At 58.0% G+C, this 15,666-nt stretch carries 15 protein-coding genes and 1 pseudogene; 5 read left to right on the top strand and 11 right to left on the bottom strand.

Translation table 11 applies throughout. The features are described 5' to 3' along the window. The 6 genes from QQL24_RS34225 to QQL24_RS34245 all read right to left on the bottom strand — a co-directional run. Nucleotides 1-385: DUF1403 family protein (locus QQL24_RS34225; RefSeq protein WP_284316801.1), on the bottom strand; the 385-nt coding region annotated here is incomplete at its 3' end. Nucleotides 386-948: 563 nt separating this feature from the next. Beyond that, nucleotides 949-1,212 (bottom strand): hypothetical protein, encoded by a 264-nt coding sequence (locus QQL24_RS34230; RefSeq protein ID WP_284316802.1) that lies wholly within the window; start codon nucleotides 1,210-1,212, stop codon nucleotides 949-951. A gap of 404 nt (nucleotides 1,213-1,616) precedes the next feature. Then, nucleotides 1,617-2,102: a hypothetical protein gene (locus QQL24_RS34235; protein WP_284316803.1), complete on the bottom strand. Its 486-nt coding sequence runs from the start codon at nucleotides 2,100-2,102 to the stop codon at nucleotides 1,617-1,619. Between the two features lie 420 nt (nucleotides 2,103-2,522). Further along, the gene (locus QQL24_RS36775) at nucleotides 2,523-2,915 is read right to left on the bottom strand and encodes a phage tail fiber domain-containing protein (protein ID WP_431310805.1); all 393 of its coding nucleotides are present in this window, start codon (nucleotides 2,913-2,915) and stop codon (nucleotides 2,523-2,525) included. A 776-nt stretch (nucleotides 2,916-3,691) separates the two neighbouring features. After that, complete coding sequence (locus QQL24_RS34240) at nucleotides 3,692-4,009, bottom strand: hypothetical protein (protein WP_284316804.1); 318 nt, start codon at nucleotides 4,007-4,009, stop codon at nucleotides 3,692-3,694. A gap of 85 nt (nucleotides 4,010-4,094) precedes the next feature. Next, the gene (locus tag QQL24_RS34245) at nucleotides 4,095-4,496 is read right to left on the bottom strand and encodes a hypothetical protein (protein WP_284316805.1); all 402 of its coding nucleotides are present in this window, start codon (nucleotides 4,494-4,496) and stop codon (nucleotides 4,095-4,097) included. 809 nt (nucleotides 4,497-5,305) lie between these two features. Between QQL24_RS34245 and QQL24_RS34250 the strand changes: the two genes are divergently transcribed. Next, on the top strand, nucleotides 5,306-5,716 hold the full coding sequence (locus QQL24_RS34250) for a tetratricopeptide repeat protein (RefSeq protein WP_284316806.1): 411 nt from the start codon (nucleotides 5,306-5,308) through the stop codon (nucleotides 5,714-5,716). Nucleotides 5,717-6,173: 457 nt separating this feature from the next. Here QQL24_RS34250 and QQL24_RS34255 read toward each other — a convergent pair. Both QQL24_RS34255 and QQL24_RS34260 read right to left on the bottom strand, forming a co-directional pair. Then, a pseudogene (locus QQL24_RS34255) lies at nucleotides 6,174-6,491 on the bottom strand (IS6 family transposase); the annotation flags it as partial. A gap of 147 nt (nucleotides 6,492-6,638) precedes the next feature. Next, a complete protein-coding gene (locus tag QQL24_RS34260; protein WP_284316807.1) occupies nucleotides 6,639-9,512 on the bottom strand; it encodes an ATP-binding protein in 2,874 nt (957 codons plus the stop codon). Nucleotides 9,513-9,845: 333 nt separating this feature from the next. Between QQL24_RS34260 and QQL24_RS34265 the strand changes: the two genes are divergently transcribed. The 4 genes from QQL24_RS34265 (at nucleotide 9,846) to QQL24_RS34280 (ending at nucleotide 13,090) form a co-directional block, all read left to right on the top strand. Next, entirely contained in the window at nucleotides 9,846-10,670 is an 825-nt protein-coding gene (locus tag QQL24_RS34265) for an alpha/beta fold hydrolase (protein ID WP_284316808.1), read from the top strand. Between the two features lie 212 nt (nucleotides 10,671-10,882). After that, complete coding sequence (locus QQL24_RS34270; RefSeq protein WP_284316809.1) at nucleotides 10,883-11,851, top strand: MBL fold metallo-hydrolase; 969 nt, start codon at nucleotides 10,883-10,885, stop codon at nucleotides 11,849-11,851. Nucleotides 11,852-11,853: 2 nt separating this feature from the next. Then, nucleotides 11,854-12,603: an SDR family NAD(P)-dependent oxidoreductase gene (locus QQL24_RS34275; RefSeq protein WP_284316810.1), complete on the top strand. Its 750-nt coding sequence runs from the start codon at nucleotides 11,854-11,856 to the stop codon at nucleotides 12,601-12,603. Between the two features lie 76 nt (nucleotides 12,604-12,679). After that, nucleotides 12,680-13,090 carry a DUF6130 family protein gene (locus QQL24_RS34280; RefSeq protein ID WP_284316811.1) on the top strand — a complete coding sequence of 137 codons (411 nt, stop codon included), beginning with the start codon at nucleotides 12,680-12,682 and terminating at the stop codon, nucleotides 13,088-13,090. 395 nt (nucleotides 13,091-13,485) lie between these two features. On the opposite strand, the gene QQL24_RS34285 is transcribed toward QQL24_RS34280, so the two are convergent. The 3 genes from QQL24_RS34285 to QQL24_RS34295 form a co-directional block, all read right to left on the bottom strand. Then, nucleotides 13,486-14,151, bottom strand: coding sequence for an NAD(P)-dependent oxidoreductase (locus tag QQL24_RS34285; protein ID WP_284316812.1), 666 nt, complete (start codon nucleotides 14,149-14,151; stop codon nucleotides 13,486-13,488). A gap of 61 nt (nucleotides 14,152-14,212) precedes the next feature. Then, nucleotides 14,213-14,686, bottom strand: a complete 474-nt coding sequence (locus QQL24_RS34290; RefSeq protein ID WP_284316813.1) for an AtaL-like protein — start codon at nucleotides 14,684-14,686, stop codon at nucleotides 14,213-14,215. 43 nt (nucleotides 14,687-14,729) lie between these two features. Next, the gene (locus QQL24_RS34295) at nucleotides 14,730-15,557 is read right to left on the bottom strand and encodes an SDR family oxidoreductase (protein WP_284316814.1); all 828 of its coding nucleotides are present in this window, start codon (nucleotides 15,555-15,557) and stop codon (nucleotides 14,730-14,732) included. Nucleotides 15,558-15,666: the final 109 nt, after the last annotated feature.

Here is a 15,666-nt window from a genome sequence, read left to right on the forward strand (position 1 = left end):
CAAGGGCGCGGGCGGCCTCCTCGATCGCCCGCAGCGGCCAGCCGGTCGAGCGCGTCGCCAGCTGGCGCCAGAGGCGCAGGATGGGCTCGGCGGGACCGATCGCCTCGCCGCCGGTCCGGAAGCACCAGGCATCACGCAAGGCGGCCTCGTCCTCGCGTCGGCCGATCAGGCGGGCCGTGGCGGCGGCGGCCGGCAGGGCCAGGCGCTGGCGCCAGACCCCGGCAAAGGCGGGCTCGGCCCGCACGATGGCATCAAGAGCGGCCAGGGCGGCACCGGCGGCGAAGGTGGCGTCTATCGCGCTTTGAGGCGCCGTCTTAACCCTAGCCCAGGCCGGCACGGGACGCAGGAGGGCGGGTGGTGGTAGAGTGGTTTTGGGCTCAGGCATGGCTGCGGATGCTAAAGCGCCGCGGCGCTTAGGGCCAGCAGAAAGGCCACAAACCGCCCCAGCTGTCGGTGCATAACTATGTCCGATAATGTTGCAGGGGTGGACATTACTCGGTAGAATATTTCTTCACATAAGCATCTATAACCACTATTGCGCGATGCTAACAGCAGTAATGTAATTTATATTCAAACATAATATTTAGCGGAAATATATGATTGTTTGCTGCACTAATGCAGACATCTTTATAGACTCTATTATTATCAGTATAACTCGGATTTGTCGAACTAAGTCTGTTTGCCGCTCGTCGCATCTCTCGCGAGCAATAGCCGACCTCAAGAAGAGTGCCTATCCGGCTCCATCCGCTTCAGCTAGATAAAAATACAGCTGGGAATTCGTTTCGTAGATCCCGTTATGCGAATCCGGTTCCGGAGTCGGTTGGTGTCTGAATTTTCGATGGTTTCGGTAGTGGAGCGTCTCATCAGCTCCACCATGCCAAAAAGGGATGAGTTTTTCATAGTGATATCAAATGGTTATGACGCATGGGCATCAGCGCGCGTACCCCACTATGTACCCCGGATGCGTACCCCATAAAAATTAATGAAGGCCGTCACGGTTACTCGTTTGGCTCCCGAGCCGATTTCAACCATCGCGACACCGTGGCGCAATGGTGCCATCGCCTCCAGTGATACGGCGTGCCGTCTCACCAGTTTGCGAAAATCCCTGAGTTGGCTGTAACCGAGGGCCGTGGCGACGTCCATGACTGGCACGGTCCTGTCCTGCGAGACCGGCAGGGTGGTTGCGGGTACTCCCGCGATCAATTCGTTCACGTTGGTACTTTCTGTTTGTGGCCTGCGACGAGGCCGTGATGGTGCCGTTAGCAAGAGCCGTGGGCTCGGGGAGGCAGAGGTGTTCCCAGACGAGGAAGAGGAAGTTTCTGAAGTCAGAGAGGATAGGGTCCTGGACCGAGCTAAGGCTGGTCGAGGACATAAGTTCGGACATGGATTGCAAACCGCATACGGTTAGACGCGGGCGCACGTAGGGGGCTCCGTCAAGGTCCCCGCTAGGTTACTGTGTGGGTACCGAGAAGCCTGCCTACGGCGCTGCGTGTTGAGTTGTTGGTAGAGGTAATGAGTTGCGAGCGCGATGGTCCGCTATCATCACGGTTGACACTTCACCATGACGGTCAACTTAGCAGTAAGTACGATTGTTGGCTCAGATGCCCAATAGCCAGCTATTCGTAGCCGCCAACCATTGCAATTCCGTCCCTTGGCGCAATCAGTGTTATCGAATTTGTTTTTTGAACTTGATAATAGCCAGTCGTTCCAGCAGCCAATCGCTCGAATAAAGCCCGTATCTTTTCATCTTCAATGCAGCCCAAGCTATCTACAAAATCAGATTGCCAACGTGGGATATCGTTTCCTTCAACCCAAACAGGTGTGGATTGCCAAGGTTTAGCTGTAGCTTCGTTGAGCCGCGATACTCCCCCACGACGAACTTCTTCTGCAAATTTGGCGTCGAGATTAAACACGGCGACGGTGCATTTAATCCATTTGCTATTGTAATAGACTGCTGAGCCTGTGGGGAGACCGGTTGGGATGTCTGCTCGTAAGCGGTCGGGAGAATCGCAACCCACCAACACGATTGCCAAAATCGTCGCAAGAACGGCAGACCTTATAGTATGGCCGACTAACATTCTGCGGCATGTCAGGACGGGCATGGCATCGAACCTGTGAGCAAGGGAGGCTGCACCTCGGCGGTTGGTTATTGCAATTCGCTTAGGATTCTCGTTGTCCGACCTATGGAAAACTTATGTTGCTCTCTGAGGGAGCCCTTGCTCGTCCTCTGAGGGGCGCGGGAAGGGGAGGTGCCGAGCCCCGCCTGGGCGAGTGCGGCCATCCCAGCGTTTAAATGTGGTAATTTGCAACGGTCGTTCCGTAATGGCTGCTCGCGGAGAGTCTGATGCAACACGAGGTGAGAGTTTGGAAAACCTCCCACAAAGTCATTGTTGGCAAGAGGACCGATGGCCGCTGGGAGGCGGTGGGCACTTACCTGGACGTGGAAATCAGAGTGACCGGGCGAGACGAGGCGAGTGCCCTTCATGCCTGGGTGGCGGAGGCCAGAGCAAGGGGCGTCTAGATTATTGAGGGAGCCCTTGCTCGTCCTCCGAAGGGCGCGGGAAGTGCAGATGTCTAGCCGCCGCCTGGGCGAGCGCTGTCATACCGGCATTGTGGCCCGGCACGGCCTCCGTATCGTTGTCCTTTGGGAACTGGCGGATGACGTTGAGGGTCGCCGCCTGGGGTTTGACAGGGACCAGTTCGCCTTCTTTGGTGACCTTTCCTCGCCGTTTTCGAGCACATCCGTGAGGTGCTTGGCGAGGGCGGAGTGTATCGGGCCACGTGAAGGCCACGATGTTGCTGTCCACGGTCACGACAACGTGCTGCCGTGAGAGGTAAGGGGATGGAACGCCGAAGTTCTTCAGGGTCCCCGTGCCCTCGTAATTGGCGTAGCTAAGGGCCAATGGGTTCTGCAAATGAAGCAGGCCCGCAAGGTTTCCCCGGCGAGGCCAGTGAACGGATTGTGATGCGTTTGTGCGCCGTTGACGCTTACGACGCCCGCCACGGCTTTGAGTAAGGTAAAAGCGCTTCCGGAAGCCGCGCGCGCGTTGGTTTCGCTATGGGCGACCGTCAAACGGTGGCGATGCAGCGTTAATCGCCGTTGCAAAACTCAGATGCATAGGTGCATCTTCAATCGGGACTTGTGCGGCCTTAAGCTCGATCAAAACCTGGGGCCTTCGAGTTGACATTTGCTGTAGGAAGCACCCCATGTATTCGAGGTTGTTCGCACTGCTCAGTGTTGTTTTGCTTTGCTCGTGCGTGATGGAACATGAGCAGGAGGTTCCACTAATTACACGCCCCGTATCCCTGAGCAGGACACAAGTAGCCGTGATAAAAGGCGAACTTATCAAGACAACTAAAAACGCTGTTTCAGAGTGGTTTGGCAAAATGTCTGCGGCAACCGACGGAACACATATTTACGTATGCGGGATGTTTAAAGCAGACACGAGTACGGGTGACGACGCCGGAGGGGGATTTTACTTCGGGACTCTTACAGAAGGAAATGGGGGGGCGTATTTATTTTCACCAGTTGTATATTCATATTCAGCGGGCTACGGCAGGACGCAGGAAGGCATTATGCGAATATGTTCACTGCATGGAACTCAGATCGAGTTTCCTTTAGAGTAACTTGTGCCGGCTTGAGCAAAAGTCATATTTAGCAAATGGCTTTTGCAACGTCCTCGAAACCCTTTCAGTGCTGGCTAACCTTTTCGGGCTGGCCACTAATCAGCGAATTCAAAAGCGGCACTAACGGGAACATGTTCTGGAACGGTAGAACGCGCGCCAACCGGCGAGCTTCACCCTGGGAATAACCACCCTCACGGGCAGCACGAGCGATGCCGCCAACGGCACCCTGGGCGGAGTAGAGAAGGTCCAGCGAGGGGCTCGCGAGGAAGCCGGAGTTGGTCCCCGAGGAGCGCGTATCGAAGAACGGGTCGATGCCCATCGTGGTTAGGCCGGTATCGCCAAGCATGGGGATGATGCTCGACCGGGAGCCGCGCTGCACCATCGGTCGCCCCGGCCAATGGCGATTAGGTGCGTCTGGGTGCTATAGGTGCAGCGCTTCTGGTGTCCTATCGGTTACAGCGGGGTCGTCACCAGTGCCCACGCAACGCCCGGAAGCCCATATCTCGGGCGTCTTTCTCTTCCTCATGAACCCGCCTGCGCTCCGCTTCACGCGCCGCGATTGCGTCAAGCTCGGCCTGGGCCGCAGCGTCCACCGCTACGAGCCTGCCTGCGGTGTACAGGGCGAAGACTTCGGCCATCTTCACGGCCAAGCTATCGGCCAGTGTGGTGCCCGCCTTGCCGACGAGGAATGCCGCTTGAGCGAAACTGAGTTGGTACTCGGTGACTTCCCGCTTGGCTCCCTTGCCTGCCTCGATCATCGCGACACCGTGGCGTAATGATCCCATGGCTTTCAACGCCGAAGCGTGGCGCTTTATGAGCTTTCGGAAGTCGTTGGGCCGGGAGTAGCCAAGCGCCTTGGCGAGTTCCATAGGGCGGTCTCATGGTGGCGCTGATCGGCGGGGCGGCGTTTGCGCTGCCTCGCGCCAATGGCTTGCTCTTGGGCCTCTACGGCGGCCGTAACGTGATTGATGAGGGCACGAAGCGGAGCACCTTTTGCGCCCATGAAAGGGTCGAGCCAAGGACGCCGCTCGCGCGGGTTAGCGGCGGTTGTGGTCATGTGTCTGATGTCCTGGAGAAGTCGTCCAGCCCGGTTACAGGCCAGCCCGGAGACGGAAAGAGGCGGCGGAAAAACCAGCCAAATACAGATACGGGAGCACGCAAATGCACACGACAATATACATTCAATTGACGTGATTTACGGCTGGTAGTCCTTGAGTGAGGGGTAATCGCCGATCTATATGTGAGGGGTAATTCTGCGGCCGAGCTATCCCAGCCGCATAACACCGACATGCGGGCACACAGTGGTTCCTAGTGTGGGCGGTATTATCAGAAGGGCTCATCCCGCCCATGAGGCAGCCGTGCTGGGCGCTCCGTGGTTCCTAGTGTGTGGGGTAATTTCGGGGTCGGCTTCTTGGAAGCGGAGGGGATCAACGCGCAGCCGCACCCGACCAGACCCTTCGCAGGGCCTCGGGTAGAAGCATGTGTCCTCTCGCTGGAGTAACTGGAGAGAAAGGCCCGCCCACGCACCTGTGAAGATGGATTGAACGGGGCCGTTAGGGTGCGTTATGGTGAGATAGGGTGACGCAGGCTGGATTACGCGATGATCCGGCTAGCCCAGTGCAGAACTGGGACGCAAAAGTGATGCTTTAATCGGGGGTTTTGCGAAAATCGGTGACCCATGAAACTGTGGCTGCTTCCAATAACTGCAATGTTCATTTTGTGTGATGTAGTCGTTTCCCATGCGGATCCATTCGAGGAGTATAGGAATGGACACTACCAAGCGGCTGTGAAGCAATGGCAAGCCAAAGCGGAACAAGGAGATGTTCGCTCGGAGTCCGCGTTAGCTGGAATGTATTATCAGGGTAAGGGAGTCGAGCAGAACATTGGCTTGGCGCTGCAATGGTACGAGAAAGCGGCCAGTCAGGGAGATGCAGTCGCGCAATCTCAGCTCGCGGTCATTTACGAAGCAGGTTACGTCGTGCCGAAAGATATGGTGAAAGCCCGGTATTGGTATCAAAAAGTCGCTGATGGAAATTCGTACATGGCAAGATTTGCTGCAGCGACAATGCGTGAACTGCACAATCCATGACTTCTTTGTAAGAGCAAACGTCCAATGGGGAACTCCATCAATAGAGTTGGTGCACGATTAATCCTGCCGCTGGTCGCGAGCGCGCTTTTCTGGTCTTCTATTGCACTTGGCCAGGAAAAAGCACCTGCCTCCTTTGATACGATGAGCTGCAGCTACGCTGTCAATCATAAGACAGAATTGGCCGGTATCGCTGATTGGGCGTGGAATGTGTTGGTAGGAAATGGACCGGGAGATGGCACTCTTATAGTCCATGGTAGCCGCTATGATCTGCGGCCGCTCTTCGTTGAAGCCGTCCTGAAACGACGTGTCCTGGCATATTGCAGCACCCATCAACCCTCGTCAGTGCCAGCCGCCTTAGCTGCTATCTTGAATGAGGCAATAACCCCTACAGTAAGGCCGCTTGATCAGCCTAGTGACGGACTAATTTTGCACTTTCTCTAACTCGCAAAATTCCTACACGATTTTCGCTGAAGAAGAACTCGACTGTGTCGCCGACGCTGTCGATGCCGCGGTACAGATACATCCAGCGACCACGAACCTTGATGTATGTTTCGTCGAAATGCCATTTGCCGGCCACAGTTCGTTTGCGCTGATTGAACCGTTCAAGCAGCAACGGCGAGAACCGTACGACCCAGCGATGGATCGTGGAATGATCGACGCAGATGCCGCGTTCGATCATCATCTCCTCCAGATCACGAAGGCTCAGCTTGTAAGCCAGATACCAGCGGACGCACAGCAGGATCACCGAGCGATCGAATTGGCAGCCCTTGAACATCAAAACGCTCCACTGAAACAGAGGAGATTTATGTCGCGGCTGACTTCGATGGAAAGTTTGCGACAGAGCCCCTTAACGAGGTGTCAGAGCCATGCCGTGGCCCTGGCTGCACGCGCGCTCGCAGCAGCAGGATGGCGGTGGAGATCATCATCTCAATTCTTGGACAAGCTGGTTGGCCGCCTGATAATCCTGCGTGCCAAGACCTTCACTGAATCTGCTCATCGCCCGCTGCAACACCTCAAGAGCCTCGGCTCTTCTGGCGTGTCGCATCAGCAACCGCGCCAAACTCGTCGCGGCTCGCAGAGCCCACGAATCAGCGCGCTGTTCTTGCGAAAGCGCCATGGCACGCTGGAATTCTGTCTCTGCTGCTGTAGTGTCTCCAGCTATGGCGAAAATCTCACCCCTAAGCCGAACAAGTTCAGCCATGCACCAGCGTTCTTCTCGCGACGCGGAGCTTTCAATTGCCTGGGCGATTGTCGCCTTGGACCGTAGGTCCTCGCCCGATTGGCCGAGGGCGAAGGCTAACTCGCCGAGGAAGTAATTGTAAGGGAGCAGAAAATTTCCCGGCGGCATCTTTTGAAGCGCGTCCGACAGCAATTGTGCGGCGCCCAAATAATCTGCCTTTCTGCTAAGAAGTACGCCCCTCCAACATCTGCCGAAAAGATCCCAGGGTCCTTCGGGATCGCACACTGCCTGATCCACCAGTTCTTTTATGTAGTCATCAGCCGTGTCGAGTTTGTCGAGCAGAAGCGCGAGATGGCAGGATGAATAGGCCAGCGCGTCCATGATAGTCAGCGCGTGCTGGGTTTCTTTAGCCCGCGTCAACGCCGATTCCGCCATATCCCAAGCGCGATCGGGGCACCCAACAAACCATAAGACCTTCGCGAGAACCGTTCCTGTCACCGTGTGCTGATTGAGCCTGTAGCGGAGGAGATGGCGTCCAGTCTCAAGCTTCTCTTGCGCTGCCATTGCTCGTTCCAGCAACGCCCGCGCAGCTCGAAAATCTCCTCGATAATAGAACACCATTCCCGTCAGACGCTCGCCGAGGGGAACGTCGGCCGGATCAGGCGAAGTTCGCGCAATTCCGGTGAATTCGATCGCGAGCTTATCGGCAAGTGGGATATCGCCGTCACCAAGGGCGTTCGTCCAAAGCCCCCTAATTGCGCGCATTTTGTAATCACTATCGCCAAGAGCGCGCGCAATCTCCAGGACACGGGCCCAAGCCTTATTGGACCTGGAATCGAAGCGGTAGGACAGAGAATTTCCTAGAGCCGCGAACAGCTGCATTGCTTGGCGCGAGCTTTGATATTCTGGTGGGTCTAACAGATCAACAGCAGCCTCCACCCGCTGGCGGCACTCTTCATTGAGCGACAAACGCAGCCAAATCGGAATGCCAGTGATAGTCAGGTCAATTGCAAGTTGCCGATTGCCATTCTCCGATGACGCCCAATCCAAGGCGATCCGGAGATTCTCGATCTGGCGGCTGTAAATTCGGTGCCAAGCTGAAGCTGAATGCGTATCGGCGCCGACTTCCGCAGGCAGGAGCATGTCGCGGAAATACGTGGCGTGCCGCTCTGCAACTCGATAGAACTCTCCGCTGTCGACAAGCTGCTTCCTCGCGTATGCGCGCGTCGATTCAAGCAGCCGATAGGCCGCTTCTTCGCCCACGAGGCTTGCGGTTACGAGGGAGGCCGACACCAGGGCGGCTAAATGCTCGGCAATCGCGGGAGCCGGGATCAAACTGTCCTCGGCTATGGCGACCGCAGCGTCCATATCGAATTCACCGGCTAGGACGGACAGGCGTCTAAGAAGGGTGCGCGGGGCCTCGGCGAGGAGCTCGAAACTCCAATCGAATGTCGCATCAAGGGTCTGGTGATGGGCCGGCGCGGTGCGGTAGCCGCCGGTAAGGAGCCGGAATCGATCGTCGAGACGCGCTGCTATGCCGTGAACTCCAAACTTGTCCACGCGGCCCGCTGCCAACTCAATCGCTAGCGCAATTCCGTCAAGACGCCGGCAGATTTCACTGACCACCGGCGCATCGTCGTCGGAGAGGACGAAGGAGCCGAATGCGGCTGCATGATCTACAAAAAGTTGCACCGCCGGAAACGCCAGCGCCTGTTCCGCGGTCAAATCCGAGGAGGCAGGCGCTTCCAACGGGGGTATCCGCCGGACGTGCTCACCACGGGCGCGAAGCGGTTCACGACTCGTAGCAAGGACGTTCACAAGCGGCGCGCCTTTGCAGATTTCTTCTGCGAGTTTCGCGGCCACCTCGACGACGTGCTCGCAGTTGTCCAGAATAAGAAGCATCGCCTTCTGCCGCAGCATCGCGACCAGAGCGGAAGTGGTATCTCCAGAGCTGACAGGGGATCCCAGTATCGAAGCCAGTGTGTTCGGGACGAGCGTGGGATCGGCGATCGGCGCAAGGTCCAGAAAGCAGACTCCATCGCGATAGGACGAGCTTAGGGTGGTCGCAGCTGCGAGTGCCACCGTGGTTTTGCCTATGCCACCAGGGCCGACAAGGGTGATGAACCGCCGCAACATCAAATCGGAAGCAACTACCGCAATCCATCTCTCACGACCGAATACCTCCGTGAGCAGCAGGGGCAAGTTGTTCGGAACCACAGCTGTCGCCTCGGGGGGTAGTTCCAATTCGACCGGCAGGCGCGATACGGAAGCAGCGAAGCTGTACCCGCGGCCGGGAATGTTGACGATGAAGTGTTGCCCGTCTTGACCGTCTCCCAGGGCTTTACGGAGCGCAGCAATGTGAACGCGCAACGCTCCATTCTCAACGAAGACACCTGGCCAGACCTGCGCGAGCAGTTCCTCGCTGCTGACGACTGTTCCAGCTCGGCTGACCAGCGCAATTAAGACGTCGAACGCTCTGCCGCCAAGGGCGACGTGCTGCCCGGCCCGTAATAGCGTGCGCCTGGAAGGCAGCAGCTTAAACAGCCCGAACGCCAGGATCTCGTTCCCTGGCACCAATGTGTCGAGCGAGCCCGAGCTTCGTCCTGGCTGTTTCACAGGGAGATCTTCCGGGGGTTGGCAAGAGCGATCTTAACAGATCGTAACACTTCCTAACACCGATTGACGCACGGATCGGGCATCTTCCGGCAACACGGAAGCTGACCGGCAATGATGGAGGACCCCGCAATGCAGGAACATGTCAGCCCCAGTTTTGCAACGGGCGCGATCTCAAACAGGCTGTCCGGGCGCTTCTTAGCCACCCGTCGAAACCTACTAGCGGGAGCGGCTGGTGCCGTAGCGGCCGCCACAATGGCTAACGCCGGCCTGACTGCCAACCGCGCTTCGGCAGCACTTCCCAAACAATCCAACTCTCACGCGAGGGGACAGGCAATGATCACGACCAAGGACGGCGTCGAGATATTCTACAAGGATTGGGGCGTCGGGCAGCCAATTGTCTTCAGTCACGGCTGGCCCCTTTCGGCTGACGACTGGGACGCCCAGATGATGTTCTTCCTAGAGCGGGGTTACCGCGTCATCGCGCACGATCGCCGTGGCCACGGCCGATCCTCGCAGGTCGCCGACGGCCACGACATGGACCACTATGCGGATGATCTCGCAGCCGTTGTCGCGCATCTCCGTTTGGAGAATGTCATTCACGTAGGTCATTCGACCGGTGGCGGCGAAGTGGTTCGGTACCTTGCGCGTCATGGCCAAGATCGCGTGGCGAAGGCTGCGATCATCAGCGCTGTCCCGCCTATCATGGTGAAAACCGCATCCAATCCGGGTGGGCTTCCGAAGGAGGTGTTCGACGGATATCAGGCTCAGCTCGCGGCCAATCGCGCTCAGTTCTACCTCGATGTCGCCTCCGAGCCGTTCTACGGGTTCAATCGGCCAGGGGTGAAACCGATCGAAGGCTTGATCCGCAACTGGTGGCGACAGGGCATGATGGGCGGTATCAAGGCTCACTACGATGGTATCGCAGCCTGGTCGCAAACGGACTTCAGGGAAGATCTGCCGAAGATCACCGTTCCCACGCTCGTGATGCACAGCGAGGACGACCAGATCGTTCCTTATGCTGATTCCGGGCCACTCTCGGCAAAACTTCTCAAGAACGGCGTGTTGAAGACTTACAAGGACATCCCACACGGCATGCCGACGACGCACGCCGACATCATCAATGCCGACCTGCTGGCCTTCCTTAAGTCGTCATCGTGAAGGCTTAACAACCGTTTTAGCTTTGAGAACAGCTGGGCGGGGGAGGTGGACCGGCCCGGCGCGTGGGCTTCTGTGCGCCGGCCCTGGCCCACTTCGCCGATGTTCACGCTTTTGGCGGACCTCAGCTGCCGCGCACTGAGGCACCGGCAAGTTTGCAGCTTGCGGATCAAAGCACCAAGACAGGAACAACCCACTTCGGAGGGACGGACCCTATGTCGCGCAATCTCCAGCATCCTTTAACGCGCCGGGGCTTTTGCCTGTGCTGCCTCGGCACCTCAGCCGCTTTCATCGGCGGGTGGCTTTCCCCCCGCAGCGCTTACGCCGAGGCGCGCGGCCTCGTAACGGTGATCAAGGACAGCGCAGCTTCGTCCCCGATCGTCACACACAAGCTGCGCGGCAACCTCAGCGTCTTAGAGGGATCTGGTGGCAACGTTGCCGTACTGACCGGCAGTGAGGGCAAAGTTTTGGTCGACGCAGGGATCGGCGTCTCAAAGCCCCAGATGTCGAAAGCTCTAGCACAGCTCGGAGCAGAGCCTGTTACGCACCTGATCAACACGCACTGGCATTTCGACCATGCCGACGGCAATTCGTGGCTTAGTGCAGCAGGGGCCAAGATCACGGCCCACATCAACACGCGCAAATATTTGTCGGAGGTCCGGCGCGTCGAGGATTGGGACTACAATTTCCTCCCGCTGCCAGAGGGCGGTGTGCCCAGCGACGTCTTTGAGGACGCCCTCGCTCTCAAATTGAACGGCATATCGCTGGGCCTGAAACATTACGGTCCCGCCCATACGGACGGCGACATTTCAGTGACCTTCGCCGAATTGGATATCGTACATGTCGGCGACATTTTCTGGAATGGTTCGTATCCCTTCATTGATTATTCAACGGGCGGCAGCATCGACGGGACAATTGCCGCGTGTGAAACGAGCATCGCGGCGGCAACCGACAAGACGGTGATTGTTCCCGGTCACGGGCCGCCAGTCAGTAATCGCGTGGAGCTCGGCGACTATCGGGACATGCTTGTCGCGGTTCGGGAAAAGGTCGCAACGCTGAAGCGGCAGGGTCGAACACGAGACGAAACCGTCGCCGCCAAGCCTACTGCCTCCTTCGACGCTCGCTGGGGCAACTTCGTCATCGATGCGGGCTTTTTTACCCGCTTGGTCTACGAGGGCGTTTGACGATGGGCAAGCTCGATGGAAAGGTCGTCGTTATTACTGGCGCAACGACCGGTATCGGACTCGCGGCCGCAATGCGCTTTGCTGCCGAGGGGGCCCAGTTGTTTATCACCGGCCGACGCCAGAAGCAGCTCGATGAGGCCGTTGATGCCGTCGGCAGCGGTGTCCGTGGCGTTCTGGGCGACGTAGGCAATCTTGCGGATCTCGATCGGCTGTTTGCTGTCGTGAAGGACGAAGCGGGATCGATTGACGTGCTCTTTGCCAACGCCGGGAGCGGCGAATTTGCTGCCATCGGCGCAATCACAGAAGAGCATTTCGATGCGACCTTTCGGACAAACGTGAAAGGAACTCTGTTCACGGTCCAGAAAGCGTTGCCCCTTCTCAAGGATGGAAGCTGTATCATCCTGACAGGATCAACAGCCGGTTCGACCGGGACGCCGACGTTCAGCGTCTACAGTGCCACCAAGGCAGCCATTCGTGCCTTTGCGCGAACCTGGATCCTCGATCTGGCCGACAGGAAAATTCGCGTCAACGTTCTCGCGCCGGGCAATACGTCTACTCCGGGGTGGCACGGGCTAACGGCATCGGAGCAGGCGCATGATGAAATGCTCCGCGCTGCAGAACAATCAATTCCGCTCGGTCGACTCGCCGACTCCGCTGAAATCGCTAGCGCGGCCCTATTTCTCGCTTCGGACGACAGCAGCTTTGTCACAGGCATCGAGCTGTTCGTTGATGGCGGCTCGGCGCAAATTTAAAGCGCGGGCTGTTGGGCGCACTCGCGCTTGGATGAGCATAGGTTGGCATGAACCCCTCGCTGGGAGGCTTCTCGCAATGACTGACGCAGCTTTCGTCACTACAGCCGCTCAGGTTCAGAGTGTTCGCGACATCATTGGCCCGTCGCCACTTGTCGCAATTGAAAACGAGCCGCCCGCCAAGCTGTTCGTTGATCCACCGCTTCCCGAGGAGCTCGCGAAGGGTCTTGTCTTCATTCAGTACCGTACCGAAAACCTGCGCGTCGTGCCACTATTCGGCGCAGGAGCACTGGATGTCTCTCCGCGCATTGGTCATGTTCATATTACTGTAGACGATGCGCCTTGGCATTTCGTCTATGCTACTGGCGAGACCATCATCGTGGTCTGGCTGCCTCCCGGGCCACATAAGGTATTGGTCGAACTCGCAGATCCCACGCATCGAGTCACGGGCAGCCAGACGGTTAGCTTTGAAGTTCCGCCAAAGAACTGAGTTATTTCGGATTTGCATATACTGGTTCGACTCGACGCCTGTCTACCGCCCTCCGAGACAACGACTTCGATTCTATCGCACAAACAATGACATACGAGTGCCCAGTTTTATCCTCCCGGGCGCGCCATTCGCAACCCATTGATCTTTCTATGATATTTTTGGGGGCATCAGAATAAAACTGGGCAACGTTCAGTTCGGCAACGCCCATGTTGGGTAGGATTAATGCCATCTCTGTTGGGGCGGTGACGCACCGTGTCCTCACGATCATGCTCGGGAGCGAGTGCTCATTGCGGAGATGCCAGAAACGGTGCTGTCGCCCTTCGCCCCAACGACCTCATCTGCCGCTGCGATCGCTGTCCCGAAGGTCCGCCTCGGGTAGGCGATAGCAGCTTTTATCACCAGGTGACCAGCGGCGCACGATGCAGCCACGTATGGCTCCGGACCTGATCCAACACGAATTTTGCGACGTCTGCCCGGGCGATCGATCCACCCTGAAACGCGGAAAGATCGGTAAGCGCGCGGACCGGCTTGCCGCCAGGCTTGTTGTTCAGGATCGAGGGGCGCACCAGCACCCAGTCAAGGCCGCTGTCTTTGACGATCGCCTCCTGTCGATCCTTGTCTGCATAAACATTCCGGAGCAGGAGCGGGAAAATCAAATTGTCGAAAGCAAACCCGCCATGGCCCCGGCTATCGCCCGCGCCGAGACCCGTAATAGCAACGAGGCGCGGCACTTGCTCGGCTTTCATCGCGCTTACGAGTGCGCGCGTCGCACTCGACAGGAAAGTCATTTCACGGAACGGACTTACCCCTGTACCGAGCGCGCTGATGACGGCAAACTGACTCTTCAGCGTCTGTCGCAACGCGGTTTCATCCCGTGCGTCTCCAACGATGATCTTTGCGCCTTTGAGATCGGCCGCCTTTTCAGGTAAACGTACCAGCGCCGTGACTTCGTATCCCCTCGCGAGCGCTTGCTGGACGATCAGACGGCCTGTGCCGCCCGTCGCGCCAAGCACGAGAATTTTTGAAGTGGTTGGGTCGATTTCATTCATTGAGTCAGTCATTGCTATCTCCTTTAGATAGTGGGGCTCGCCTGCAAGGCGGTCCCCCTTGTGGCGTTGTGGATCAAAGCTTGCCTTCCGCGACCAGTTCGCGGGTTCGTTTCAGGGTCGATAGCAGGGCGCCCTTATAGCCCTTGTCGCTATCCAGCATGGCCTGTTCAGCCTGCTCTTCTGGACCGCCTGGTTCTTTGCCGCGCAGGCCGAGATAGCCGTAGAAACGCAGCTGCAGCGCGCCGGTCGCGTCTTCAAACAGCTCATTGACGATCGCGCCTTCGCGCGGGCCCGTCGCCTGGAAGAACGTCACCTTCTTCTCTGGCTCGAAGGTAATGATCTCACGCAGGTCAGCGCCTGCGATGGTAGCTTCGCGCACGATATGCGTCGCACTGTCCTCGACGACATCGCAGCGCGTGCAAAGGCCGGGCGGGAGAAACTGCCGCGCGTCGCGCGCTTTCAGGACCAGTCCCTGCCACGCCTGCGAGAGGGAGAGTGGGGTTTCGCCTTCCGGATTGACTGGAACGGTTGCGGTTGAATAGATCATGATTGATGTCCTTTCTGTTTGTGGTTCGCATCAAGTGTTGGGTTTATTGGTCGGAAGCTGCGAGCTCGCCGGCAAAGGCGCGGTAGGAGCGAAGCGGACGTCCGAGGAGCGCAGCCAGGCGATCGACATCGCCAGCGGCGGGCACCATCCCCTCGGTCAGGAAGCGCTCGCTCATTAGGCGCATATCAAGCGCCATCCAGCTCGGCATGAACTTACGCAGGTTCTGCTCAAAGGGCGCCGTGTCGTCGCCGCCATAAGCGATCTCCCGGCCAAGTACCGCCGACCAGATACCGGCAATGCCAGTGCCCGTCAGCGTGTCGGGGCCGACGAGATTGATGCGGGTCAGCGGCAGCGAGGTGCCAGCTTGTTCGCGGCGGATCAGTTCGAGCGCAGCAATCTCGCCGACGTCCCGCGGGTCGATCATCGCAAGGCCTTTGCCGCCGACCGGCATCGGATAGACGCCGTAGCCGAACACGACGTCCTTGATCGTGAGATCGTTGCTCATGAAGTAGGCCGGGCGCAGGATCGTGGCGCTAAAGCCCATCGTCTCGATCATCCGTTCGACGCCGAACTTGCCCGCGAAATGCAGCACGTTGACATAAAGGTCAGCGTGGATCACCGAGAGGTAGACCACCCGTTTGATACTGGCTTCTCTCGCCATATTGAGTGCGACCAGCGCCTGCGTGAATTCATCAGCTACGACGCCGTTCAAAAGGAACAGTGTCGAGACGCCCTTTAAGGCGTTCCGGAGCGCGTCGACATCGAGCAAGTCCCCCTGAGCGAGCGAGACGCTTGCCGGGAGGCTGGCTTTCGAGGGATCGCGGACAAGGGCGCGGACATCGGCACCGCGCCTGACAAGCTGTTCGACAATATTGCGGCCGACTGTGCCGGTAGCTGTTGATTTCCGTCGAGAAGTGACCCAGGATTTCCGTCGAGAAGTGGCTCTGACGCACTTTTGCTGTGGCGGAATGGCTACGTCG

It is taken from the genome of Labrys miyagiensis (assembly GCF_030160835.1).
Lineage (GTDB): Bacteria > Pseudomonadota > Alphaproteobacteria > Rhizobiales > Labraceae > Labrys > Labrys miyagiensis.

What these genes read in the sequence shown, in the direction of transcription:
- QQL24_RS34235 (WP_284316803.1), bottom strand. Translation starts at nt 2,102, where the DNA reads ATGCCCGTCCTGACATGCCGCAGAATGTTAGTCGGCCATACTATAAGG.
- QQL24_RS34240 (WP_284316804.1), bottom strand. Translation starts at nt 4,009, where the DNA reads ATGGTGCAGCGCGGCTCCCGGTCGAGCATCATCCCCATGCTTGGCGAT.
- QQL24_RS34245 (WP_284316805.1), bottom strand. Translation starts at nt 4,496, where the DNA reads ATGGAACTCGCCAAGGCGCTTGGCTACTCCCGGCCCAACGACTTCCGA.
- QQL24_RS34250 (WP_284316806.1), top strand. Translation starts at nt 5,306, where the DNA reads ATGAAACTGTGGCTGCTTCCAATAACTGCAATGTTCATTTTGTGTGAT.
- QQL24_RS34265 (WP_284316808.1), top strand. Translation starts at nt 9,846, where the DNA reads ATGATCACGACCAAGGACGGCGTCGAGATATTCTACAAGGATTGGGGC.
- QQL24_RS34270 (WP_284316809.1), top strand. Translation starts at nt 10,883, where the DNA reads ATGTCGCGCAATCTCCAGCATCCTTTAACGCGCCGGGGCTTTTGCCTG.
- QQL24_RS34275 (WP_284316810.1), top strand. Translation starts at nt 11,854, where the DNA reads ATGGGCAAGCTCGATGGAAAGGTCGTCGTTATTACTGGCGCAACGACC.
- QQL24_RS34280 (WP_284316811.1), top strand. Translation starts at nt 12,680, where the DNA reads ATGACTGACGCAGCTTTCGTCACTACAGCCGCTCAGGTTCAGAGTGTT.
- QQL24_RS34285 (WP_284316812.1), bottom strand. Translation starts at nt 14,151, where the DNA reads ATGACTGACTCAATGAATGAAATCGACCCAACCACTTCAAAAATTCTC.
- QQL24_RS34290 (WP_284316813.1), bottom strand. Translation starts at nt 14,686, where the DNA reads ATGATCTATTCAACCGCAACCGTTCCAGTCAATCCGGAAGGCGAAACC.